Genomic DNA, 24668 nt, shown 5'->3' with positions numbered 1-24668 from the left:
GTTGCAATTTCCAGCGACAAGTTTAAAGTCAACCTAAACCGATTTTGAGTCGTTCATGTGAGGGAGGGGACAGTGCGAAGGGTTTCGCGACAGTCGCTCCGGCATGCAGTGAGCCAGGTCGAAACCATTGCGCAGTCATCCGAGTCTTAGGCAACAGAGCGGGCATCGCGTCGCGGTGTTTTCCGATGAAGCGGGGGTGAGGCATATGGATATTTTCAGCCACTACACGACACGTTTCGAAGCACGCAAGGAGGAGGAGTACAGCATCCAGGAATACCTGGAGATCTGTAAGAAGGATCCCACGGCCTATGCCACGGCGGCCGAACGGATGTTGCGCGCCATCGGTGAGCCCGAGCTCATCGACACGCACCACGACCCGCGACTCTCGCGGCTGTTCTCGAACAAGATCATCAAGATCTACCCGGCGTTTCGCGACTTCTACGGCATGGAAGACACGATCGAGCAGATCGTGTCGTTCTTCAAGCACGCCGCGCAGGGTCTCGAGGAACGCAAGCAGATCCTCTATCTGCTCGGGCCCCCGGGGGGCGGCAAGTCGTCGCTGGCCGAGAAGCTCAAGGCGCTGATGGAGGACGTGCCCATCTATTGCCTGAAGGGATCGCCGGTGCACGAATCGCCTCTGGGTCTGTTCTCGCCCGAGGAAGACGGCAAGATTCTGGAAGAGGACTTCGGCATTCCGGTGCGGTATCTGAACACGATTCCGTCGCCGTGGGCCACCAAGCGTTTGAACGAGTTCAACGGCGACATCACAAAATTTCGCGTGGTGAAGGTGCGCCCGTCGGTGCTCCAGCAGATCGCGATCGCCAAGACCGAGCCGGGTGACGAGAACAACCAGGACATCTCGTCGCTCGTGGGCAAGGTCGACATCCGCAAGCTCGAGGAGTATCCGCAGGACGACCCGGACGCCTATTCGTATTCCGGCGGCCTGTGCCTGGCCAACCGCGGCCTGCTCGAATTCGTCGAGATGTTCAAGGCGCCCATCAAGGTGCTGCACCCGCTGCTCACCGCCACGCAGGAGGGCAACTACAAGGGAACGGAGGGGTTCGGTGCGATTCCCTTCGACGGCATCGTGCTCGCGCACTCGAACGAGGCGGAGTGGCAGAGCTTCAAGGGCAACCGCAACAACGAGGCTTTTCTCGATCGCATCTACATCGTGAAGGTGCCGTACTGCCTGCGCGTGACCGACGAGGTGAAGATCTACGAGAAGCTCGTGAAGAACAGCTCGCTCGCCAACGCGCCGCGCGCGCCGAACGTGCTCAAGATGCTGGCCCAGTTCGCCGTGCTCACGCGTCTGAAGGAGCCGGAGAATTCCAACATCTTCTCCAAGGTCCGCGTCTACGACGGTGAGAACCTCAAGGACATCGACCCGAAGGCGAAGTCGTATCAGGAATACCGCGACTACGCCGGGGTGGACGAAGGGATGACGGGCATGTCCACGCGCTTCGCGTTCAAGGTGCTCTCGAAGGTCTTCAACTTCGACAACACCGAAGTGGCGGCCAACCCGGTGCATCTGCTCTACGTGCTCGAGCAGCAGATCGAGCGCGAGCAGTATCCGAGCGAAGTCGAGAAGCGCTATCTGGCCTATATCAAGGAGTATCTGACCGCGCCGTTCGTGGAGTTCATCGGCAAGGAAATTCAGACCGCGTACCTGGAGTCGTATTCCGAGTACGGCCAGAACATTTTCGATCGCTATGTGAATTTCGCGGATCTCTGGATTCAGGATCAGGAGTATCGCGATCCTAACACCGGCGAGATTCTCGATCGCACGGCGCTCAACGACGAGCTGGAGAAGGTCGAGAAGCCGGCCGGCATCACGAACCCGAAGGATTTCCGCAACGAGATCGTGAACTTCGTCCTGCGCGCGCGCGCCAACAACGCGGGCAAGAATCCGCTCTGGACGAGCTACGAGAAGCTGCGGGCCGTCATCGAAAAGCGCATGTTCTCGACCACGGAAGATCTCCTGCCGGTGATCTCCTTCAACGCGAAGTCTTCCAAGGAGGATCAGGAAAAGCACGCCAACTTCGTCAACCGGATGGTGGAAAAAGGCTATACCCCGAAGCAGGTCCGCCTGCTCGTGGAATGGTATCTGCGCGTGCGCAAATCCTCGTAATCCATCGGGGCCACTATGTCAGCAATCATCGACAGACGGCAAAACGGCAAGAACAAAAGCGCCATCAATCAGCAACGGTTCATCAAACGCTACCGCGAGCAGATTCGTCGTGCGGTCGCGAAGGCGGTGGGCGGGCGCAAGATCACCGACATCGATGGCAGCGGACAGGTCTCGATCCCGGTCAAGGACATCTCGGAGCCGTTGTTCCACCACGGGCCTGGCGGGCGTCGGGAGATGGTGCATCCCGGCAATCGCGAGTTCGTGGTGGGCGACAACTTCGAGCGTCCGCCATCGGGCGCGGGTGGCGGCGGCAGCCGCGCCAGCGATTCGGGCGAGGGCGAGGACGATTTCGTCTTCAACCTCTCGCGCGAGGAATTCCTGAAGTTTTTCTTCGAGGACATGGCCCTGCCGGACCTCGCGAAACGCCGGCTCGCCCAGATTCCGGAGTTCCGCAAGGTCCGCGCGGGGTATTCCATCGACGGTACGCCGTCGAACCTGAACGTCATTCGCACGATGCGCAGCTCGCTGGGGCGGCGCATCGCGCTCACGGCACCCTATCGAAAGCAGTTGCGCGAGCTGGAGGCCGAGTACGCCGAGGTGGTCTCGCGCGAGGGCGACACCTCGCCGCGCGCGCTGGCGCTCGCGCACGAGATCACGCACCTGCGCACTCGCGTGGAGGCAATTCCCTACATCGAGAAGCTCGATTTGCGCTATTCGAACCGGATCATGCAGCCGCGCCCGCAGGCGCAGGCCGTCATGTTCTGCCTGATGGACGTATCCGGGTCGATGGACCAGAGCCGCAAGGATCTCGCCAAGCGCTTCTTCATGCTGCTGTACCTGTTCCTGCGGCATAACTACGAGCGCATCGATCTCGTGCTCATCCGTCACCATACGACCGCCAAGGAGGTCAACGAAGACGACTTCTTCTACGCGCGCGAGTCCGGCGGCACCGTCGTGTCGAGCGCGCTCAAGCTGATGACGGAGATCATCGCGGATCGCTACTCGCCGAGCGACTGGAACATCTACGGCGCGCAGGTCTCCGATGGCGACAACTGGGACGGCGATTCGCCGATCTGCCGCGATCTGCTGCTCCAGACGATCATGCCGGCGGTCCAGTACTTCGCGTATGTCGAAGTCGCCAGCGCCGAGCCGCAGAATCTGTGGAACGAATACCTGTCGGTCAAGCAGCAGTACCCGAATTTCGCGATGCAACGCATCATGGAAGCGGCCGAAATCTACCCGGTGCTGCACGATCTGTTCAAGAAGAAGGCGGCCTGATCGCCGCCCGGCGCCGCCCCGGAGCCCGCACCGCAACGAGGACGCATCATGGCGTACATATCCACCGGATCGGAATGGACGTTCGAACTGATTCAGCGCTACGAGCAGGAGATCGCGCGCATCGCGTCGGACTTCCGGCTCGACACGTACCCGAACCAGATCGAGATCATCACTGCCGAGCAGATGCTCGACGCCTACGCCACCGTGGGCCTGCCCATCGGCTATCACCACTGGTCCTACGGCAAGCACTTCCTGTCGTCCGAGCGCGGCTACAAGCGCGGGCAAATGGGGCTCGCCTACGAGATCGTCATCAACTCGAACCCCTGCATCGCGTACCTGATGGAGGAGAACAGCATGACGATGCAGGCGCTGACCATCGCGCACGCCAGCTACGGCCATAACTCGTTCTTCAAGGGAAATTACCTGTTCCGCACGTGGACGAGCGCCGACGCCATCGTCGATTACCTGCTTTTCGCGCGCAATTACATCACCGAGTGCGAGCAGCGCTACGGCGAGCAGGCCGTGGAACTGCTGCTCGATTCATGCCATGCGCTCATGAACTACGGCGTGGATCGCTACAAGCGGCCCAAGCGCCTGTCACTCGCACAGGAGCAGGCGCGCCAGAAGGAGCGCGAGAACTATCTGCAGATGCAGATCAACGACCTTTGGCGCACGCTGCCCAACCACGTGCTGCACGATGACGACGAGGACGACGGGCTCGACCCTACCGAATCGGAGGAGCCGCCGTTCCCGAGCGAGCCGCAGGAGAATCTGCTGTACTTCTTCGAGAAGAACGCCCCGAAGCTCGCCCCGTGGCAGCGCGAAATCGTGCGCATCGTGCGCAAGCTCGCGCAGTACTTCTATCCGCAGCGCCAGACGAAGGTGATGAACGAGGGCTGGGCCACGTTCTGGCACTACACGATTCTCCAGCAGCTCTACAAGGAGAAGCTCGTCAACGACGCTTTCATGATGGAGTTTCTTCACGCGCACACGAACGTGGTCTATCAGCCGTCGTTCGACAGTCCGTACTACAGCGGCCTGAATCCGTACGCACTCGGTTTCGCGATGTTCCAGGACATTCGCCGCATGTGCGAGTCGCCGACCGACGAGGACCGTCGCTGGGCGCCCGACATCGCCGGCAGCGACTGGCTCAAGACGCTCGACTTCGCCATGCGCAACTTCAAGGACGAGAGCTTCATCCAGCAGTTCCTCTCGCCGAAGGTCATCCGCGACCTGAAACTGTTCTCGGTGCTCGACGACGACCGCGACAGCCGCCTGCGCGTCACCGCGATTCACAACGACTCGGGATACCGCGAGATCCGCGAGATGCTCGCGCAGCAGTACAACCTGAGCCAGCTCGAGCCGAACATCCAGGTCGCGCACGTCGACCTGCATGGCGACCGATCGCTTACGCTGCGTCATGTGCAAAGCGATCGCAAGCCGCTCGACGACAGCTTCGAAGAAGTGCTCAAGCACGTTGCGCGCCTGTGGGGATTCACGGTGCGGCTCGAGACTGTATTCGAAGACGGCCGCAGCGAAATGACCCACGAGACCAAGGTCGAGAAGCGGCGGCGCTACGCGTTGAGCGCATGATGAAAATCCCGTTCGTCGCTCTCGACCATGTCGTGCTGCGCACCAACGACGTGGCCCGGCTCCAGCACTTCTATGTCGATGTGCTTGGGTGCACGCTGGAGAAAGCGCAGGCCGATCTCGGGCTCGTGCAGCTGCGGGCCGGCGATTCGCTGATCGATCTGGTCGACGTGGACGGCACGATCGGCCGCCGGGGCGGGGCCGCGCCGGGTGCGGAGGCTCGCAACATGGACCACTTCTGCCTGCGCGTCGAGCCGTTCGATGACGAGGCCATCCGGCGCGGGCTCGCCTCGCATGGGGTGACGCTCGGTGAAGTCGTGCAGCGCTATGGCGCGCATGGTGAAGGGCCGTCGTGCTATCTCAACGATCCGGACGGCAACACCATCGAGCTCAAGGGGCCGCCCAACGCGTCGCGCGGCGGGTGAGGCCGCCCGCGGCGGCCGCCGTTTCGTCCGGCCTGCCACGATCCGGCCTCACGCGGCCATTTGTCCGCCGCCCAGCACACTCTGATCGCGCCCCTTGTGCTTGGCCTGATAGAGCGCCTGGTCGGCGCGCTCGAGCATCGAGCTGATGATCAGCGGCTCGCCCGGCTGCCAGGAGGCAATTCCCACGCTGATCGTGATCGACTCGCCGTCGTCGCGCGCCTTGGCCGGTAGCAGGTCGGTGCTCGCGCGCTTGACCGATTCACGGATGCGATCGGCCACGCGCAGCGCCGCATGCTGATCGATTTCGGGCAGTACCACGGCGAATTCCTCGCCGCCGAGCCGCACGGCAAAGTCGCTCGGCAAACGGATGCAGTGCTGAATCGTGTTGGCGATGCGCTGCAGGACGGCGTCGCCGAACGGATGCCCGTAGCGGTCGTTCACCTGCTTGAAATAGTCGATGTCGATGAGCAGCACCGAGAGCGGAATCGAGCGCTGCTGCACGCGCTCGGCCACCAGACGAATCCGGTTGTCGAAATAGCGACGGTTGTAGATGTGGGTGAGCGGATCGATGAAGACCTTCTCCACCAGATCCGTGTTCGTCAGCGCGAGCGACTGGTATTGGCGGGTGATCTCCCAGACGAGTGCGAGCGTTGCCACGCCCGGCGAGGCCAGCGCGAGCAGGCGCGCGGCGTACCATTGATAGGACGCTTCGCTTGGTGCCGTAAGCGAGAGCAGCAGCTGGCACAGCGAGATGGTCACCACGACCCACACCAGCAGGAAGAGCTTGTGCGACAGGCGCGTTACCGCCGCGACGCGCCACCAGAGCGCCACGTAAGCGACGAAGAGCGCGCCGAGCGCAAGCGTCTCGGCGTCGAGGCCTCCGGCGAGATGCGGTGTGACCAGCGTGCGCCCCGCACCGACGAGCGCGATGAGCGAGAGCGATACCCCCACCCAGATGAACAGGACGGTCGCGCCATAGCGCGCCGCCTCCCGATAGCCCGGCCGCGTGTGCGGATCGCTGCGCGTGCGGGCGTAGCTGCGCACGCTGAGCATGACGTATGCTGCAAAACTGGCTTCGGCCACCAGCGCCAGCCAGAACGGCGCGCGCGTGACATGCGCCGCAATGCCGGCGAGCTGGTTGGCGAGCAGCACGCCCTCGGTGAACATGAACAGGCCGCGCAGCAGAAACGCACAGCCGAACTGGGCGAAATAACGCTTGCCGTTGTAGAGGTACTGCACGCCCAGCAGGCATGCAGTGGAAAGATTGAGGATGCCGCCGGCCGACACGAGGAAGAAGGTCAGCAGCGGGTTCACGGCGCCTTCGAATGCGCGTGTGAGAAACCCCGCGAGCGTCAACGCGGCGCAGGCGACCAATATCGTGGTCGCGGCAGCGCGGTTGCCCTGTTCGGTACGGCTGATGGTACTTTTCATAATTGTTATTCGCCAATCAACGCCTTCGTGCGCTTGCACGATCATCTTGCACCGTTCAATCACCGCACCCGCACGACGGGTCGCAAGGTCATGGCCTCGCGTTGCCGCCGTGTTTCCCCGAATTTGCGCTAAATGATTGAAAACTAAGATAAACCTCGGAGAATACACGAGTTTTATCGCCTTCGCACCCGTTTCCAAACGACGCCTCCAATTATCCGTTCGGCCCCCTGGACGCGCGCCTTGCAGGGCACTTCAAACGGTCGTTACAAATGACGGATGTCATGTGGAAAAATAAAACGACGCGGCACGCAGGACCGCTATGCGGAACGCAAAAATGCAGGATTTCGGGACAAGGGCATGCCGCAGGCCGCTATGCCAGCAATGACGGGCCATTACAGCGCACGCAATTGGTTCGTTGTCCTATGGATGTGAGGAAATTGTGCCGGATTTGCGTGTAATTTCCCGGAATTCTTCACGAAACGCGCTCTATGGGTTGGCATCGACGCACTATCTGTACTAGAATAAAAAAAGCCAATCGCTGCGGTTGGCCCATAGAAACACAGAAATGCAAGCGTTGCCGGTGTTCCTCGTTGCGCCGGCGATCCGTTCCATCAAGCAATGAGTTCGTGCAGTAAAACTTTCGCGCGCTTTCAATAAGCGTGCACCGAGAGGCCCAGGCGCTCATGGCGTCGAAAGCTCGTCTCTCATGTCGCATCACGCGACGCCTGGTTCGTCACCGTCGTCTATCACAGACCTTCGGAGCGAACACTTCACAATTCGCAAGGCAGCTAACAGTTGTCATGCTTGTTTGACCGCGTTGTCACGCGGGGCGATCGCTATTGCCTCGCGCCAGCGCTGCCAACCCATTCAAAGGGAGCATGAACGTGGCGAAGCAGTATCGCATTCTCTATCTGGCCGGCTTCGGGCTGCTCGGCGTCGCCGCCGCAGTCACCGGCCTGGTGTATTGGCTGGGCGTCGACACGCTCGCCAAATACCGGGGTGACCTGATCTATTACACCCAACAGCACCTGAAGCTCGTGGCGATATCGATGGCGCTGGCCATCGCGATCGGCGTACCGGCGGGCGTGGTGATCTCGCGGCCGATGTTCGAGAAGCACGCCGAGCGTGCCGTGCAGGTTTTCAACATCGGCAACACGCTGCCGTCGCTTGCCGTGCTGGCGCTGTCGATGGCCGTGCTCGGCATCGGTGACCGGCCCGCCATTCTGGCGTTGTGGCTCGCGTCGCTGCTGCCCATCGTGCGCAATTCCTATGAGGGCTTGCGCCAGGTACCCGCCGCGTTGCGCGAATCGGCGCGCGGCATGGGCATGACACCGGCGCAGATACTGTTTCGCGTCGATCTGCCCAACGCCATGCCGGTGATCATCGGCGGCATTCGCACCGCGCTGGCGATCAATGTCGGTACGGCGCCGCTCGCGTTCCTCATCGGCGCGGACAGCCTGGGACAGCTGATCTTCCCGGGCATCTACCTCAACGATCCGACGAAGTTGCTGCTCGGCGCGGCCGGGACGGCGCTCCTCGCACTCGTGCTCGACGGCCTCGTCGCCTTCGCGAGCGGCCTCTGGTTCGCACGCCACGGCGCGGCGACGCGTTGAGACAAAGGAGATACACACGTATGCAAGTTTCAATTTCCCGTGCGCTCACCGGCCGCGTGGCTCGCTGGATGCGGGGGCTCGGCGCGGCATGCCTGGCGCTTGGCGTGATGGCCGCGAGCGCTACGGCGGCGCAGGCCGCAACGCTCACCATCGGCGGCAAGAACTTCACCGAGCAGTTGATTCTGTCGGAGATGACGGCACAGTACCTGCGCAGCAAGGGGTACGACGTCGAACTGAAGAACGGGCTGGGCAGCGTGGTCATGCGCCAGGGCATGGAGAGCAACCAGCTCGACATCGTCTGGGAGTACACCGGCACCTCGCTCATCGTCTACAACAAGGTCACCGAGAAGCTCGATCCGCAGCAGACTTACGAGCGCGTGAAGGAACTCGACGGCAAGATCGGTCTCGTCTGGCTCAATCCGTCGACGCTCAACAACACCTACGCCTTCGCGGTGCCGGGCAAGATCGCCCGCGAAGAAGGGCTGGAAACCGTCTCGCAGCTGGTGGAAAAATTCCGCGCGAACCCGAAGATGCAGTTCGCCTTCGACATGGAATTCGTCGGCCGCTCCGACGGCCTCGAGCCGATGGAGGCGCTCTACGATTTCCATCTCGAGCGCCGCAACATCAAGCAGATGGACCCGGGGCTCGTCTATACGGCGCTGCGTAACGAGCAGATCGACGCCGGCCTCGTCTACACGAGCGACGGCCGCAACAAGGGCTTCGACCTGAAGGTGCTGGCCGACGACAAGGGCTTCTTCCCGGCCTATGCCGCCACGCCCGTCGTGCGCAGGGAAGTGCTCGACGCCAATCCGAAACTTGCCGACGAACTCAACGCGCTCGCCGCGAAGATCAACGACGAGAACATGCGCGACATGAACGCGCAGGTCGATATCGATCACCGCAGCGTGTCGCAGGTGGCGAGCGAGTTCCTCAAACAGGAAGGGCTCGCGCAATGATTGAATTTCTGACCCATAACTGGCACCGCGTGCTGACCTTGACGGGCCAGCATGCCTGGTTGGTTGCCGCCTCGGTGGGGGCGGCCATCGTGGTCGGCGTGCCGCTGGGCGTGCTGGTCACGCGTTTTCGCTGGCTGTCGGGCGTGGTGCTCGGCTTGGCCACCGTCGTGCTCACCATTCCCTCGATCGCGCTGTTCGGCCTGATGATTCCCGCGCTGTCCATCTACGGCATGGGCATCGGCCCGGCGCCGGCCGTCGCCGCCGTGTTTCTGTACTCGCTGCTGCCGATCATGCGCAATACATGCCTCGCGTTGCAGCAGATCGATCCGAGCATCCGCGAGGCGGGTATCGGCATCGGCATGACGTTCTGGCAGCGTCTGCGTCTGGTGGAATTGCCGCTGGCCGTGCCGGTGGTGCTGGGCGGCGTGCGCACGGCCGTCGTGATGAATATTGGCGTGATGGCCATCGGCGCCATCGTCGGGGCGGGCGGTCTCGGGGTGCTGATCACCCAGGGGATCAGCCAGAGCGATACCCGGCAGCTCGTCGTGGGTGCGGTGATGGTGAGCCTGCTCGCCATCGTTGCCGACACCCTGTTGCACCGCCTGCAGCGCGTGCTGACACCGAAAGGAATCCGAACCGTATGATTACACTCGACAATCTCACCAAAAGCTTCGTCCAGAAGGACGGTACGCCCGTGACCGCCGTGAACTCGGTCAGCCTCGAGGTGCCGCCGGGCGAAATCTGCGTCTTCCTCGGTCCGTCGGGCTGCGGCAAGACGACCACGCTCAAGATGATCAACCGGCTCATCAAGCCGACGTCCGGACGCATTCTCCTGAACGGCGAGGACACAGGCAAGATCAACGAAATCGAGCTGCGTCGCCACATCGGCTACGTGATCCAGCAGATCGGTCTGTTCCCGAACATGACGATCGAGGAGAACATCACGGTCGTGCCGCGTCTGCTCGGCTGGGACAAGAAGCGCTGCCGCGAGCGCGCGACCGAACTGATGGGCATGGTCGCGCTCGATCCGAAGCGCTACCTGTCGCGCTATCCGCGCGAGCTCTCGGGCGGCCAGCAGCAGCGTATCGGGGTGATCCGCGCGCTGGCGGCCGACCCGCCGGTGCTGCTCATGGACGAGCCGTTCGGCGCGGTCGACCCGATCAATCGCGAGTCGATTCAGAACGAATTCCTGCAGATGCAGCGCCAGCTCGGCAAGACCGTCATCATGGTGAGCCACGACATCGACGAGGCGATCAAGCTCGCCGATCGCATCGCCATCTTTCGCCAGGGGCGTCTGGTGCAGTACGCGCAACCCGATGCGCTGCTCGCCCGCCCGGTCGACGAATTCGTTGCCAGCTTCGTGGGACACGACCGAATTCTCAAGCGCCTGCTGCTCGTGCGAGCCGAAGACGCGGCAACTCCGCTGCCGACCGTCAAACCGCAGACCACGCTCGCCGAGGCTTACGGCATGATGGACGAGCTCGACACGCGTTCGCTGGTGGTCGTGGACGAGAACGCCCGCGCGCTCGGCTACGTTGCGCGGCGCGATACGCGTCACGCACAGGGCACCTGCGGCGAGCGGGTGCGCGACTTCAAGGCTTGCGCGGTGGCGAACGACAATCTGCGCGTGTTGCTCTCGCGGATGTATGAGCACAATCTGGCGTCGTTGCCGGTGCTCGGCGACGACAACCAGTACCTCGGCGAGGTGACGCAGGACTCCATCGCCGACTACCTGAGCTCCGGCAAGTCGCGCGGCAGCACGGGCGGCACGATCATCGCGCCGTCGCAGCCGGGGGCTCCCAGCGTGGTGGCGAGCGTGCCGTTCGGGGCGCCGGTGTAAGTTCGAGGCCGGTTCGCGTGCCGGGCGGGGGACGTCGGTGGCGCCCCGGCCCGCACGGCAGAGGATGACGGCCCTTTGCGGCCGTCATTTTTTTCATTCACCGCGCTCGCCGCATGGCGAGGGCGACGCGCAGCAAGGAGTAGCAGGATGACGTGGGAAGCAATATCGGCGTGGTTCGACGGCGCGCCGTGGGCGCGACTGGCCGGGGCGTTGGCCATACTGGTTCTGACGGCGTTGCTGGTACAGACGATCGCGCAGTTTCTGATCGTGCGCGTGGTGCGCATCGTCGTGCAGCGCACGGCAAACCGCTGGGACGACGCCTTGCTCGCGCATCGCGTGTTCCATCGCGCCGCGCATGTGTTGCCATATCTGGTGATCCAGTTCGGTATCGGGCTAGTGCCGGATCTGCCGCCGAAGGCGGTGCTGGTGATCGGCAACGTCGCCCTGGCCACCACGTTGCTCTATGCCACGCTGGCGCTGGTCGGCATCCTCGACGCGGCGCAGACGGTCTATGCGCAGTCCGAGCATGCACGCACCCGTTCGATCAAGGGATACGTGCAGTTGGGCAAGATCGCCCTGTACGTGGTCGCGGCCATTGCCATCGTCGCCACGATCATCGATCGCTCGCCGTGGTTGCTGCTCTCGGGACTGGGCGCGATGTCGGCGGTGCTGCTGCTGGTGTTCAAGGACACGATCATGTCGTTCGTTGCCAGCGTCCAATTGACGTCGAACGACATGCTGCGCGTGGGCGACTGGATCGAGATGCCGCAAGTCGGGGCCGACGGGGACGTGGTCGACATCGCGCTGCATACGGTGAAGGTGCAGAACTGGGACAAGACCATCACCACGATTCCGACGTGGCGGATGATCTCTGAGAGTTTTCGGAATTGGCGCGGCATGCAGCAATCCGGAGGACGGCGTATCAAGCGCACGCTGTGCATCGATGCGGGCAGCATCGGGTTTCTCGACGAGCACGAGATTGCGCGCCTGTCGAAGCTGCATCTGCTCGCGCCCTACCTGAGCGAGAAGCAACGTGCGATTGCCGAGGCAAACGCCGCGCTCGGCGTGGCCGCGGGCGTGCCGGGAAATACGCGGCGTCTGACGAACATCGGCACGTTTCGCGCCTATGCGCTGGCGTATCTGAAAGCGCATCCGAGCATTCACGAAGGCATGACGTGCATGGTCCGTTCGCTGGCGCCGTCGGCGACGGGTATTCCGGTCGAACTGTATTGCTTCACGAATACGACCGTGTGGGCGGAATACGAACGTGTGCAGGGCGACGTCTTCGACCACCTGCTCGCGATTCTGCCCGAGTTCGGCTTGCGTCTGTATCAGAACCCGGCCGGTGCGGACCTGGTGCGCTGGCAGGCACAACGGGCGGCGTGAGGAGAAAGGCGCGGCCGCCCATCTGCGTGGCCCATCTGCGTGACCCATTTGCGTGGCCCATCTGTGTGACCCATCGCGGCTTCGCTCGTCAGTGCATCGCGCAATCGACAAGGGCTCCCGCGGGAGCCCTTGTCATGGAGGTGTCGGCGACTCGGCGCCGCTTCTGATCCCCCTACGCTTCTGATCCGCTTACGCTGCTGACGTCCTTACGCCGCCGATTCGTCGAGCGTGGGATAGTCGATGTAGCCGCGGGCGTCGCCGCCATAGAGCGTGTCGCGATCGAGCGCGTTGTACGGGCCGCCGCGCTTGAGGCGTTCGACCAGATCCGGGTTGGCGATGAACGGCTTGCCGAACGCGATCAGATCCGCCAGGTTTTCCTTGCGCGCCTTGACCGCCAGCGCCAGGTCGTAGCCGTTGTTCGCCATGAACGTGCCTTCGAAGAGGCGGCGCAGCTTCTGCAGGTCGAAGCCGTTCTCCACTTCACGCGGGCCGCCGGTCGCACCTTCGACCACGTGCAGGTATGCCAGCCCGAAACGGTTCAGTTGCTCCACGGCGTAAGTGAACACGGGCTCGGGATGGCTGTCGCCGCAATCGTTGGCCGGGCTGATCGGTGAGAGACGAATGCCCACGCGGTCGGCGCCCCACACGTCGACCACTGCCTGCGTGACTTCGAGCGTCAGACGCACGCGATTCTCGATGCTGCCGCCGTACTGATCGGTGCGGTGGTTCGTCTTGTCGCGCATGAACTGGTCGAGCAGATAGCCGTTCGCCGCGTGAATTTCCACGCCGTCGAATCCCGCGCGCTTAGCGCACTGGGCTGCATGACGATATTGCTCGATGATGCCGGGGATCTCGGACGTCTCCAGCGCGCGCGGCGTCGGGTGCGGCTCGAAGCCGTGCTCGGTGAACGCCTTGCCCGCCGGTTGAATCGCGGACGGGGCGACCGGCAATGCGCCGCCGGGCTGGAGCGACGGATGCGAGATGCGTCCCACGTGCCAGAGCTGGCAGAAGATCTTGCCGCCCTTGGCGTGCAGGGCGTCTGTCACCTGTTTCCAGCCGGCGACTTGTTCGTCGGTGTAGATGCCAGGCGTGAAGGCGTAGCCCTTGCCCTGCTGCGAGATGTTGGTGGCTTCGCTGATGATGAGGCCGGCCGACGCGCGCTGTGCGTAGTACTCGGCGACCATCGGGCCGGGAACGTCGCCAGCGCCTGCGCGGCTACGCGTGAGCGGGGCCATCACGATGCGGTTGCTCAGTTCGAGCGGGCCAAGCCGGTACGGCGAGAACAGATCCGTATCGAGCGCCGAGAGCGAGGTTTGTTGCGAGTCCGTCATTGCTGAAGGTCCTGTGAAAATGGAAAATGCTGTGCTGCACAAAACCCGTACAGGTTACGGCAATTTCGGAAGATCTGCTGACGGCGCCATCGTCTGCGCACGACGGCCAGCCGCACCGCCGTGGTGCGCGGCGCTTGCGCCGGCCGCCCGCTCACGCGTTGGCCGGCACCGCACTGGTCGGGGCCCGGCGCGCGATGCGCAGCACCATGAACGCGCCGAGAATGCACACGCCGCCCGAGAGCATCGACGCCATCGTGTAGTTACCCAGCGTGGCGCGCAGCGAACCGGCGACGAGCGCTGCGGTGGCGGCGCCCAACTGGTGTCCGGCCACGATCCAGCCGAAGACGATGGGCGCGAGGGTCTTGCCGAATACGTCGGTCGTCAGGCGCACTGTTGGTGGCACGGTCGCGATCCAGTCGAGGCCATAGAACAGCGCGAAGAGCGGCAGCCCGAAGAAGTCGAAGCCGAAAGCGTAGGGCAGGTAGATCAACGACAGGCCGCGCAGTCCGTAGTACCAGAACAGCAGCACACGGCTGTTGTAGCGATCCGAGAGCCAGCCCGAGAGCGTGGTGCCCACCAGGTCCAGCATGCCCATGGCGGCGAGAATGCCGGCGCCCTTCACTTCGGAGATGCCGTAATCGCCGCACATGGCGATGAAATGCGTGCCGATGTATCCGTTGGTGCTTGCGCCGCAGATGAAGAAGCTGAAGAAGAGCAGCCAGAAGTCACGCTTGCCGGCCGCCATGCGCAGCACCGAGAGCGCATGCGCGAGCGGGTTGCCCTGGCCGAGCGGCACGTCCGGGGCGTCCTCCGGGGCGCCGACGGGGCGCAGGCCGACCGAGCCCGGGCGCTCCGGCACGAGAAGCGCCACGAGCGGCAGCACGACGGCGGCGACGAGCGCCACGATCAGCACGACCGGACGCCAGCCGTACCGCTCGGTGATCGCCGCCATCATGGGCAGGAACACCATCTGCCCGGTGGCCGAACTCGCCGTGAGAATGCCCATCGCGAGGCCGCGGTGCGTATGGAACCACCGGTTGGATACGGTGGCGGCGAGCGTGACCGCGGCAACGCCGGTGCCGCCGCCGACCATCACGCCCCAGATCAGCACCATCTGCCACGGCGCGCTCATCAGCGAGGACAGCGCCGTGCCGGAGGCGAGGAGCAACAACGCCACCATCACGGTGGGGCGAATGCCGAAGCGCTGCATCGCGGCAGCGGCGAACGGACCGGTCAGGCCGTAGAGCGCCAGGTTGACCGAGATGGCCAGTGAGATCGTGGCGCGGCTCCAGCCGAAATCATGCTCGAGCGGCACCATCATCACGCTCGGCGTCGCGCGAATGCCCGCCGAAGCCAGTAGAACGAGGAAAATCACGCCGACCACGATCCACCCGTAGTGGAAGCGACCGTTAATGCGCTTTGCGAGAGCAGCCTTCATGGCGGAAATCCTGACAGTGGGCGGCGCTCGAGGCCGCCTCGGGAACGTTTGCGGGGACCGGGCTGTCTACTGGGGTGGCAAGTTGTGACAGATCGGTAACATGAGGTTGCCATGTTATGAACCGATCGGTAACATGTCAAGCATTCCCTGGCGACGGCAGGGGCATTGCCGGCATTGCCGGCGACAGATTCCAGGAGTACCAGAGCATGGCCAAGTCGACAACGTCCGGCGCGCCGGCGCAAGCGATGGCGATGGATGTGCCGCTGAAGGCGGCGGAAATGACAAATGCGGCAAGAGTGGCAAATGGGGCAAGCGGGGCAAACGCCTCAAATGCCTCAAATGCCTCAAGCGTCTCAAACGCCTCGAGCGTGGCCGAAGCCGCGAAGGCCATGATGACGCCGACGCATGCGAAGGCGATGAAGGCGATGAAGGCGACGAAGTCTTCGCAGTCTGCGAAGGCGTCGATCAAGGCTTCCGAAGCGCCCGGGTCTTCCAAGGCGCGCGCGAAAGCGTCGGCAGGCGAGCCGGCCACCGGCGCGGTGCGACGCCGCGGCGCGGCCGCGCGCGGGGGCAAGACCGCCCGCCACGTCACGCCGGCGCCGCTCGCGCAGCAGTACCTGCTCAATGCCGCGGTGGAGCTGTTCCACGCCGAGGGCGTGCGCACCGTCGGCGTGGACGCCGTTGTCAAGCGCGCCGGCGTGAACAAGATGTGCCTGTACCGTCAGTTCGCGTCGAAGGACGAATTGATTCTCGCCTACCTCGAGCATATGCAGACGATGAGCCTCGCGCGCATCGACGAAAGTATCGCCAGGCGCGAGGGCGACCCGCGCGCGCAGATGCTGCAGATCTTCGTGGATCTTGCCGAGCGCGCGAGCAAGCCGGGCTATCGCGGCTGCCCGTTCGTGAACGTGGCGGCAGAATTTCCCGATCCGACGCATCCGGCGCGCAAGGCGGTGGCGAGCTACAAGGCGGAAGTGGTGCAGCGCTTTACTGCACTGGCGACGGCAGCGGGGCTGAAGGCGCCGGCGCCGCTGGTCGATGCGTTGTCGCTGATTCTCGACGGCGGCTACGCCGCGAGCCAGACGTTCGGCCCCGGCTCACCGCCGCTGCGCATCATGCCGGCGGTCGCCCGTCAGATCATCGACGCGGGGCTCGCGGGCGAGCTCGCTGCTTGAGATCGCTGCTTGAGATCGCTACCTGAGCTCGCTACCTGAGCTCGCGGCCTGAGCCGACGGCCGCGCGCAGGGATGGCCGCGTATGACGGCGTGATGGCCTGACGGTGCGCCGCAGCGCCCGGCCGCCGCATCCGCAGCGCCTCGCGCGCGTGGTTTCTCTTCCTCTCAGGCGGCCAGTCGCTGCCGCGCTACGGCGGCCGAAGCCACGGTCCGCTGCGGCGCGCCTGTCTGTCCATGCTCGGCCGACATGCGGAACGCGGCAACGGCCTGGTCCAGCAAGCGCGCCTGGTCTTCCATCGACGCTGCCGCTGCGGCCGCTTCTTCGACGAGGGCGGCGTTCTGCTGCGTCACCTCGTCCATCTGCGTGATGGCGCGGCCCACCTGCTCGATGCCGTGACTCTGCTCCTCGGAGGCCGCCGAGATCTCGCCCATGATGTCCGTCACGCGGCGCACGGCCTGCACGACGTCATGCATCGTCTGACCTGCCTGTGCGACGAGCACCGAGCCGTCCTGCACGCGGCCGTTCGACGCCTCGATCAATTCCTTGATCTCCTTGGCCGCCGCGGCGCTGCGTTGCGCAAGGGTTCGGACCTCGCCCGCGACCACGGCAAAACCTCGTCCCTGTTCGCCCGCGCGGGCGGCTTCCACAGCCGCGTTCAGCGCGAGGATGTTGGTCTGGAAGGCGATACCGTCGATGACGCCGATGATGTCGACGACCTTGCTCGAACTGTGCGAGATGCCCTCCATCGTGGCGACGACCTGGTCCACGACCTGGCCACCGCGCACCGCAATGGCCGAAGCGTTCTGCGCCAGTTGGCTGGCCTGGCGCGCGTTATCGGCGTTCTGGCGCACGGTCGACGTGAGTTCCTCCATCGAGGAGGCCGTCTCTTCGAGGGCTGCCGCCTGCTGTTCGGTGCGTGCCGACAGGTCGGTGTTGCCCTCGGCGATCTCGCGCGCCGCCAGCGTGATGGCGCTGGTGCCGCTGCGAATGCGTCCGATCATCTGCTGCAGGTTGGCCTGCATGCGCTGCATGGCGAAGAGCAGGCTGCCGCTGTCGCCGGAACGCAGGCGCACCTGCGTGAGCAGGTCGCCGTCGGCAATGCGCGTGGCGATGTCCGCCGCATATTCGGGCTCGCCGCCCAGGCTTTGCTGGACGTTGCGAATGATGAGCAGCATCACGCCCGAGACGGCCAGGCCGATCACGGCGAGCATTGCGCCCCAGCGAAGCAGCGCACCGACGAACGCGGCGTTGATGTCGTCGACGTACACGCCTGTCGTCAGATACCAGTCCCATGGGGAATATGCGCCCACGCGGCTGATCTTCTCGACGGGTTTGTCCGAGCCGGGCTTGGGCCAGAGGTAGGTGACGAAAGGATTGTCGGTGCGTGCGGCCGCGACGATGTCTGAAAACATGAGCTTGCCCGAGGGGTCGCGGAATTGGCTCATGTCCTTGCCTTCGAGCTTGGGATTGACCGAATTGAGGACGATCACGCGCTGCGAGTTCAAGATACCGAAATAGTTCTCGCCGTCATAACGAATGGCGCCGATCTGCTCGCGGGCGAGTTTTTGCGCTTCAGGCACGCTGATCTCGCCGCGTTCGGCGCGTCCGGCGTAGTACTTCACCAGACTCAGGCCGGACTCGACCACGTGCGTGAGACCGGCGCGGCGCTCGGCCAGCATGGTGTCGCGCTGCGCCCACGCTCCCCAGATCGCCATGGCGAGCAGGCTCGCCCACATCAATGCGACTGCGGCCCACAACTTCGCTTTCAAACTCAATCGCTGCATTCCTTCGTCTTCCCCACTGATTCCGCACGGTGGTGCCGTTACGGCGGCCGCACGTTGCGCGAGAAGTGTCCCTGCACCCGTCCGGTCCGATTGTCGATCGACCGTCGATGCCTCGCATGGGCACCGACCGAACGTGTGCTAACGGCATTCCGGGCGGGGACTTGAGCGACTGGCGATCGGAAATGCGCCGGCGACGCCGTGCCGGGCCGTGAGTCGCCCCGCGATCAGCCGTGAATCACGACCAGCAATCCGCGCGCGACGGACTTCCCGGCATTGCGAATCGCGTGGGCGCGATCGGCCGGATAGCGTGCAGTCTCGCCGGGCCTGGCGCGGCGCGCGAAGTGGTCGACCTCGATGTCGACCTGCCCGTCGAACACCGTGAAATGCTCGCGCGTACCCGGGTCGTGCGGCTCGGAGACCAGTGCAGCGCCGGGCTGCAGCGTGAGCTCGTACCACTCGTACTTCCCGGCCAGTTCCATCGGACCGAGGATTTTCAGCGTGTAGGCGTGCTCGGCGCCGGCGAGCGTCGGCGTCTCGTGCTTGCCGAATACGCGCACCGGTTCGGGGTCGCCCGAGGGCGCGCCCAGCAACTGGTCGAGCCGCACGCCCAGTGCGTTGGCCAGACGCCACGCGACCGCGATGGTCGGATTGGCCTTGTCGCGCTCGATCTGCGAGAGCATCGACTTGGACACGCCGGAAGCGCGCGAGAGCGTCTCGAGCGTCATGCCGCGCTCCTTGCGCATCTGCTGGATCATGTCGCCCACGGGCGGCGGCGCGATCGGGGACAAGGCGGGCGGGACGGTGGGGCTTGCCATATAAATTCCGGGATATTAGAATTTTTCAATATATTGAAACTAGTTCAATATAAAGTATATTTTCCGATAAGGTGAATGGCTGCATGGTAGCAGAGCACGCGCGGCAGTCTTGGAGCCATTCCACGCTTTCGATACTTTCCGGCATCCACTCGCGCCGGCAATTCACCGGGCGGTGCCGCACAACGGCGCCGGCCTACGCACTCAGGAGATGCGCACGATGACCGTACCCGCCTCGCAGGCCCGCGAGGGCTTCTACCGCCAACTGACCGAACGACTCGAGGACACGCGCCGCCAGGGCCTTTTCAAGCAGGAACGCGTGCTCATGTCGCGGCAGGGGCCAGAGGTCATGTGCGACGACGGGCACACGCGCATCAACCTGTGTGCCAACAACTACCTGGGGCTCTCGGGCAGCGAGTCGCTCGTCAAAGCGGGTCAGAAGGCGCTCGAGGAATTCGGCTTCGGGCTGTCGTCCGTGCGCTTCATCTGCGGCACGCAGGGCCCGCACAAGGCGCTCGAAGCCCGCATCGCCGCTTATCTAGGCACGGAAGACGCCATTCTCTATGCCGCCGCGTTCGACGCCAACGGCGGCGTCTTCGAACCGCTGTTCGACGAGCAGGACGCCATCATCTCGGACGCCCTGAACCACGCGTCGATCATCGACGGCGTGCGCCTTTGCAAGGCCCAGCGTCTGCGCTACGCCCACAACGACATGGATGATCTCGAGCGCCAGTTGCAGGCGGCCGCCGGCGCGCGCCACCGCATCATCGTCACGGACGGCGTGTTCTCGATGGATGGCACGATCGCGCAGCTCGATCGCATCGTGGCGTTGGCCGAGCAATACGGCGCGCTGATCATGATCGACGAGTGCCACGCCACCGGCTTCATGGGGCCGACGGGGCGCGGCACGCACGAGCACCACGGCGTGCTCGGCAAGATCGACATCATCACGGGCACGCTCGGCAAGGCGCTTGGCGGCGCGATGGGCGGCTTCACGGCCGGGCGCCGCGAAGTGATCGAGACATTGCGCCAGCGCTCACGCCCGTACCTCTTCTCGAACAGCCTCGCGCCGGCGATCGTCGGCACCTCGCTTGCCGTATTCGACGAACTGGAGCACTCCTCGGCGCGCCGCGAGCAGCTCCACGAGAACACGGCTTTCTTCCGCCGTGAAGTGGCGGCGCTCGGCTTCACGATCAAGCCGGGCACGCACCCGATCGTGCCGGTCATGCTCTTCGACGCCGCGCTTGCCCAGCGTTTCGCGCAGCGCCTGTATGAACTCGGCGTGATCGCCACAGGCTTCTTCTACCCGGTCGTGCCGCAGGGGCAGGCGCGCGTGCGCGTGCAGCTCTCGGCCGCGCACACGCGCGAGCATCTCACCCGTGCGCTGGCGGCGTTCGCCCAGGCCGGCAACGAACTCGGCATTCTCAAACAAGGTTGAACATGGAACGGATCCTCATCATCGGCGCCAACGGACAGATCGGCAGCGAGCTCGTCGAGGCCCTGGCCGCCCGGTACGGCAACGAGAACGTCATTGCCACGGACATCGCCCCGGGGCCGTCGCGACACGCCGTGCATTACGAGACGCTCGACGTGCTCGATGCCACGCGGCTTGCCGCCCTCGTCGAGCGCTTTGGCATCACGCAGATCTTCCACCTCGCAGCGCTGCTCTCGGCCACCGGCGAGACGCGCCCGCTGCAGGCCTGGACGCTCAACATGAACGGCCTGCTCAACGTGCTCGAGCTCGCGCGCGAGCACAACGCGCGTCATCCCGAGAAGGGCCTGCGGGTGTTCTGGCCATCGTCGATCGCCGCGTTCGGCCCGCATACGCCGGCCGTCGAAACGCCGCAACTCGCGATCATGGACCCGACTACGATGTACGGCATCAGCAAGCAGGCCGGCGAGCGGCTGTGCGAGTACTACTTCACGAAGTTCGGCGTGGACGTGCGCAGCCTGCGCTATCCTGGCGTGATCAGCTACAAGACGCCGCCCGGCGGCGGCACGACGGACTACGCCATCGACATCTTTCAGGCGGCGCGTCGCGGCGAAAGCTATACCTGCTTCCTGAAGGAAGACGCCACGCTGCCCATGATCTACATGCCCGATGCCGTGCGCGCCACGCTCGAACTGATGAACGCGGACGCGTCGCGCCTGCGCGTGCGCTCGTCGTATAACGTGGCCGGCGTGAGCTTCGATCCGAAAACGCTCGCCGAAGCCATCGCGCGCCGCGTGCCGGGCTTCACGGTGAAGTACGCGCCTGACTTCCGGCAGGGCATTGCCGAGACGTGGCCGCATACGCTCGACGACACCCACGCCCGCTACGACTGGGGTTGGCAACCGGCGTTCAGCCTCGATGCGATGGTCGACGACATGCTCGCCAACGTGCCGCTCGACTGGCATGCTCCGGCATTGGGAAACGCGGCCTGAGGCGCAAGTCGGGGCGAAGTCGGGGCGACGTCGCGCAGAAGTACGGAAAAGCAGGGCGAAGGTAGCGGCAAGCGCGGAGATTCGCGGAAAAAAGCGAGACGTTGCCGACGAGGCGCGTGCGATATCGAGTCGTGCGCGCCTCGTTGCATTTGGCGCTGCGCCCGCAGCGAGCCGCGGGCGCGATCCAGGGCCGGGGTGCTTACTTCGGGTGATGGACCGCGTAGTAGGCGAGGGCGGCGATCACTGCGCAGGTCACGGCAAACGCGCGCCGGCGCCAGCGATGGGCGGCCGTGAAGGTCATGGCGCGTCCCCGCCCTTCTTCTTTCGAATGGTAGTAGCTCATGTTGCGTCTTCTCGAGTCTGATACACGGTCTTCGCCGCGGAAAGAACCTGCCCGGGACATGGTTGCCGCGCCCCCCGGCGCGCTCGACTCGCGACGGGCAGGTTCTGAATCGATTATGCGACCGCACAAAACCGACCACGAATCAGTATCTATACCAATAGGTGTGGCCTTTTTGACACGGTGCAAACAGGCGCCGGACGTTTCGACGAATCTCTCGAACGCGACAGACGCCCACTGCCCCGGCGCGCCAGCGCGGCGGAGGGGCCGCCCGGAGGCCGCCCGAAGGCCGCGAGCGGGGGCGACGCTTCGGCGCGGGTGAATCCCGACGATCGGGGTTCGCAAAGCATCCACATTTCTCCGCTTGCGCGGCGCACGGCGCGCTGAAACAATGCCGAAAAACGGCGGCCCACCCGATGGCCGCTTCCAAGTTGTCGTCGAGATCACGCCTGGGGAGGGCCGTGCCATGACGCACAATACGCGCCGCACCATCGCTTGCGGCCAGCGCGCAGCCAGCGTCCGCGTTGCCATGACCCGCGTCGTCATTGCCGGCGCTGCCTTTGCCGGCGTCGCCGTGTTGGCGGCCGGCGCCCATGCGCAGGAAGCCATGCTGCGCGCCAACAACCAGGTGTGGGTCGGGGCCGGCGCCCAGCAGCTGCACTACTGGGAAGACATCGGACCCGGCAAGAGCGATTCGGAACGAGGCACCACGGCCGCATTCGCGCTCGGCGCGTCGACCCAACGCCAGCTCTTCGGCCTCTCCAATCTCTACTTCAGCGGTTCGGTGCGCGTGGCGCACGGGAACGTCAGCTACGGCGGCTATTTGCAGGATGTCGCCGGGCGCGTCATTGAGCCCAACTACAACATGACCACGCGCTCGACCACGACGGACGTCACGCTCAGGGCGGGCCGGGCGTTTCCGTTCCGGCTCGGCCCGTGGAATGCGCAGGTCGTGCCGTACCTGAGCTACAGCTATCGCGACTGGATTCGCGACAGCAGCCGCGATCCCTATGGCTTTTACGAGCGCTATCGCCACCATGTCGTGGGCGCCGGGCTGATGGGGCAGCTCGAGATCATGCCGAAGCTCGTGGCGACGGCAGACATTCGCGCGGGCGCCATGGTCGGCTCGTCAATGACGCTGGCCGGCTCGCAGAACACCTTCACGCTGGGCAACAAGCCGGTCGTGGCGGCCGGCTTCGGTCTGGACTATGCCGTGGCGCGCAACTTCCACGTGAACGCCACCTACGAGTGGTCGCGCTTTCAGTACGGCCGCTCCGACGTGACCCAGGTCGGCCCCGGCACGAGCGCCTACGAGCCCGATTCGAAGACGATCAACCAGACGTGGATGATCGGCGTGGGCTACGCCTTCTGACGAGCGGCGGGGCGACGCTCAGCCGCCGCCTTCCATGTCCTCGAGGCTGAACGTCTCGGTGTGGTCGTTGTACGAGAAGATCTCGGCGTAGCGCCCCCAGTTGATGGCGGTGTCGAGCGTTTCCTGCGCGAGATCGTCCGACATCGAATCTTCCAGTTCCTGCTCGAAGCGCACGCGCGGGGCGCGCTGTCCGCGGCGCTCCTGCAGCACGCTGCGGATCTTCGCCGCGAGCGGCACGTGGCGCAGCAAATGCTCGGCAAACAGCACCTTGCGCTCCTGCGTGCTCATGTCCACGAAGCGCTTGCCCGCGGCAGTGAGCAGAATGTCGCCTTCCTTGAGTTCCGCGAAGCCGAGTTGGTCGAGGATTTCGGCCACGGGGAAGAGGTCGTCCACTTCGAGAAGGAGCGTCTGCGCGATCTCGGGCAGGTCGGCCCGGCCGTTGTACGGCGGCCCGGCGAGCGCCTCGAGCAGACCGGCCATCAGGTTCGTCGACACCTCGTGCAGCGGGCTTGACAGTTCGAGCGGCATCTTCTGCATCGTGTGCGCGCTGCGGCGCGAGGTCATCAGCGCATAGATTTCGTCGACCATCTTGCGGAAGGCCGGGTCGAGGCGGTTGCGGCGATGCGGAAACGGCACCCGGATCTCGGCGACCACGCGCCCCGGATTCGACGACAGCACCAGAATGCGGTCGCACATGAACACCGCTTCCTCGATGTTGTGGGTGACGATCAGGATCGACTTGATCGGCAGCTGGCGCTGGCTCCACAGATCGAGCAGGTCGGTGCGCAGCGTCTCGGCGGTGAGCACGTCCAGCGCCGAGAACGGTTCGTCCATGAGCAGCAGCGTGGGATTGACCACGAGCGCGCGCGCGAAGCCCACGCGCTGGCGCATGCCGCCCGAGAGCTCGCGCGGGTAGGCGTTCTCGAAGCCGTCCAGACCGATCAGGTCGATGGCGGCCAGCGCACGCCTGCGGCGCTCCTTCGGCTCCACGCCGAGCGCCTCCAGGCCGGCTTCCACGTTTTGCAGCACCGTGAGCCACGGGAACAGGGCGAACGTCTGGAACACCATGGCCACGCCTTCGGGCGGGCCTTCGAGCGGCTCGCCGAGGTAGCGGATGTCGCCCGTGCTCGGCTGGATCAGGCCGGCGATGATGCGCAGCAGCGTCGACTTGCCCGAGCCAGAGCGGCCCAGCAGGCCGACGATCTCGCCTTCGTGCAGTTGCAGGTTCACGCCGTCGAGCACCTGACGCTCGTCGCTGCCCTTGCGGAAGCCGCGGCTGACATTCGCCAGCGAGAAGATCTCTTTTCCGGTGGTCGGTTGGGTATCGTTCGGCATCACGGCCCC

General features: G+C 64.6%; 21 protein-coding genes. 13 read left to right on the top strand and 8 right to left on the bottom strand.

Annotated elements, in window-relative coordinates; all coding sequences use genetic code 11:
- Positions 1–205: 205 nt before the first annotated feature.
- From PNO31109_RS06450 to PNO31109_RS06435, 4 genes are read left to right on the top strand one after another with little or no spacing between them, the layout of a single operon-like run.
- Positions 206–2128 (top strand): PrkA family serine protein kinase, encoded by a 1923-nt coding sequence (locus tag PNO31109_RS06450; RefSeq protein ID WP_150554767.1) that lies wholly within the window; start codon positions 206–208, stop codon positions 2126–2128.
- A 15-nt stretch (positions 2129–2143) separates the two neighbouring features.
- Positions 2144–3406 (top strand): YeaH/YhbH family protein, encoded by a 1263-nt coding sequence (locus PNO31109_RS06445; protein WP_150554766.1) that lies wholly within the window; start codon positions 2144–2146, stop codon positions 3404–3406.
- A 48-nt stretch (positions 3407–3454) separates the two neighbouring features.
- On the top strand, positions 3455–4999 hold the full coding sequence (locus PNO31109_RS06440) for a SpoVR family protein (protein WP_150554765.1): 1545 nt from the start codon (positions 3455–3457) through the stop codon (positions 4997–4999).
- Complete coding sequence (locus tag PNO31109_RS06435; protein ID WP_150554853.1) at positions 4999–5421, top strand: VOC family protein; 423 nt, start codon at positions 4999–5001, stop codon at positions 5419–5421. The genes PNO31109_RS06440 and PNO31109_RS06435 overlap by 1 nt, the downstream gene beginning before the upstream one ends.
- Before the next feature lie 48 nt (positions 5422–5469).
- Here PNO31109_RS06435 and PNO31109_RS06430 read toward each other — a convergent pair whose 3' ends face one another.
- The gene (locus PNO31109_RS06430) at positions 5470–6852 is read right to left on the bottom strand and encodes a GGDEF domain-containing protein (protein WP_174966294.1); all 1383 of its coding nucleotides are present in this window, start codon (positions 6850–6852) and stop codon (positions 5470–5472) included.
- Positions 6853–7730: 878 nt separating this feature from the next.
- Here PNO31109_RS06430 and PNO31109_RS06425 point away from each other — a divergent pair.
- The 5 genes from PNO31109_RS06425 (at position 7731) to PNO31109_RS06405 (ending at position 12647) form a co-directional block, all read left to right on the top strand.
- Positions 7731–8465: an ABC transporter permease gene (locus tag PNO31109_RS06425; protein WP_174966293.1), complete on the top strand. Its 735-nt coding sequence runs from the start codon at positions 7731–7733 to the stop codon at positions 8463–8465.
- Between the two features lie 68 nt (positions 8466–8533).
- Positions 8534–9421 carry a glycine betaine ABC transporter substrate-binding protein gene (locus tag PNO31109_RS06420; protein WP_241013696.1) on the top strand — a complete coding sequence of 296 codons (888 nt, stop codon included), beginning with the start codon at positions 8534–8536 and terminating at the stop codon, positions 9419–9421.
- Complete coding sequence (locus PNO31109_RS06415) at positions 9418–10065, top strand: ABC transporter permease (RefSeq protein WP_150554762.1); 648 nt, start codon at positions 9418–9420, stop codon at positions 10063–10065. The genes PNO31109_RS06420 and PNO31109_RS06415 overlap by 4 nt, the downstream gene beginning before the upstream one ends.
- Positions 10062–11261, top strand: coding sequence for an osmoprotectant ABC transporter ATP-binding protein OsmV (locus PNO31109_RS06410; protein WP_150554761.1), 1200 nt, complete (start codon positions 10062–10064; stop codon positions 11259–11261). Before PNO31109_RS06415 ends, PNO31109_RS06410 begins: the two co-directional genes overlap by 4 nt.
- Positions 11262–11408: 147 nt before the next feature.
- Positions 11409–12647 (top strand): mechanosensitive ion channel family protein, encoded by a 1239-nt coding sequence (locus PNO31109_RS06405; RefSeq protein ID WP_150554760.1) that lies wholly within the window; start codon positions 11409–11411, stop codon positions 12645–12647.
- A 206-nt stretch (positions 12648–12853) separates the two neighbouring features.
- On the opposite strand, the gene PNO31109_RS06400 is transcribed toward PNO31109_RS06405, so the two are convergent.
- The 3 genes from PNO31109_RS06400 to PNO31109_RS21870 form a co-directional block, all read right to left on the bottom strand.
- On the bottom strand, positions 12854–13978 hold the full coding sequence (locus PNO31109_RS06400; protein ID WP_150554759.1) for an alkene reductase: 1125 nt from the start codon (positions 13976–13978) through the stop codon (positions 12854–12856).
- Between the two features lie 151 nt (positions 13979–14129).
- Complete coding sequence (locus PNO31109_RS06395) at positions 14130–15416, bottom strand: MFS transporter (protein WP_150554758.1); 1287 nt, start codon at positions 15414–15416, stop codon at positions 14130–14132.
- 136 nt (positions 15417–15552) lie between these two features.
- Positions 15553–15807 (bottom strand): hypothetical protein, encoded by a 255-nt coding sequence (locus PNO31109_RS21870; RefSeq protein WP_174966292.1) that lies wholly within the window; start codon positions 15805–15807, stop codon positions 15553–15555.
- On the opposite strand from PNO31109_RS21870, the gene PNO31109_RS06385 reads away from it, so the two are divergent.
- Positions 15806–16591, top strand: coding sequence for a TetR/AcrR family transcriptional regulator (locus tag PNO31109_RS06385; RefSeq protein ID WP_306440554.1), 786 nt, complete (start codon positions 15806–15808; stop codon positions 16589–16591). The genes PNO31109_RS21870 and PNO31109_RS06385 overlap by 2 nt on opposite strands.
- A 165-nt stretch (positions 16592–16756) precedes the next feature.
- On the opposite strand, the gene PNO31109_RS06380 is transcribed toward PNO31109_RS06385, so the two are convergent.
- Both PNO31109_RS06380 and PNO31109_RS06375 read right to left on the bottom strand, forming a co-directional pair.
- Positions 16757–18376 carry a methyl-accepting chemotaxis protein gene (locus tag PNO31109_RS06380; protein WP_150554757.1) on the bottom strand — a complete coding sequence of 540 codons (1620 nt, stop codon included), beginning with the start codon at positions 18374–18376 and terminating at the stop codon, positions 16757–16759.
- A 224-nt stretch (positions 18377–18600) separates the two neighbouring features.
- A complete protein-coding gene (locus PNO31109_RS06375; protein WP_174966291.1) occupies positions 18601–19191 on the bottom strand; it encodes a helix-turn-helix domain-containing protein in 591 nt (196 codons plus the stop codon).
- A 217-nt stretch (positions 19192–19408) separates the two neighbouring features.
- Here PNO31109_RS06375 and kbl point away from each other — a divergent pair, with 217 nt between their 5' ends.
- Together kbl and PNO31109_RS06365 are read left to right on the top strand one after the other, a co-directional pair.
- Positions 19409–20626 carry a glycine C-acetyltransferase gene (gene kbl, locus PNO31109_RS06370; protein ID WP_150554756.1) on the top strand — a complete coding sequence of 406 codons (1218 nt, stop codon included), beginning with the start codon at positions 19409–19411 and terminating at the stop codon, positions 20624–20626.
- Between the two features lie 2 nt (positions 20627–20628).
- Entirely contained in the window at positions 20629–21612 is a 984-nt protein-coding gene (locus PNO31109_RS06365; protein WP_174966290.1) for an NAD-dependent epimerase/dehydratase family protein, read from the top strand.
- A gap of 199 nt (positions 21613–21811) precedes the next feature.
- Here the strand turns inward: PNO31109_RS06365 and PNO31109_RS21865 are convergent, their stop codons facing one another.
- Entirely contained in the window at positions 21812–21955 is a 144-nt protein-coding gene (locus PNO31109_RS21865) for a hypothetical protein (protein WP_174966289.1), read from the bottom strand.
- Positions 21956–22418: 463 nt separating this feature from the next.
- Between PNO31109_RS21865 and PNO31109_RS06360 the strand changes: the two genes are divergently transcribed.
- A complete protein-coding gene (locus PNO31109_RS06360) occupies positions 22419–23324 on the top strand; it encodes an outer membrane protein (RefSeq protein WP_150554754.1) in 906 nt (301 codons plus the stop codon).
- A gap of 18 nt (positions 23325–23342) precedes the next feature.
- Here PNO31109_RS06360 and PNO31109_RS06355 read toward each other — a convergent pair whose 3' ends face one another.
- On the bottom strand, positions 23343–24659 hold the full coding sequence (locus tag PNO31109_RS06355; protein ID WP_150554753.1) for an ABC transporter ATP-binding protein: 1317 nt from the start codon (positions 24657–24659) through the stop codon (positions 23343–23345).
- Positions 24660–24668 lie beyond the last annotated feature (9 nt).

The sequence above is a fragment of the Pandoraea nosoerga genome (genome assembly GCF_902459585.1).
Classification (GTDB): Bacteria; Pseudomonadota; Gammaproteobacteria; order Burkholderiales; family Burkholderiaceae; genus Pandoraea; species Pandoraea nosoerga.
The sequence above is the reverse complement of the archived record's forward strand: the minus strand, read 5'-3'. Positions and strand labels throughout refer to the sequence as shown.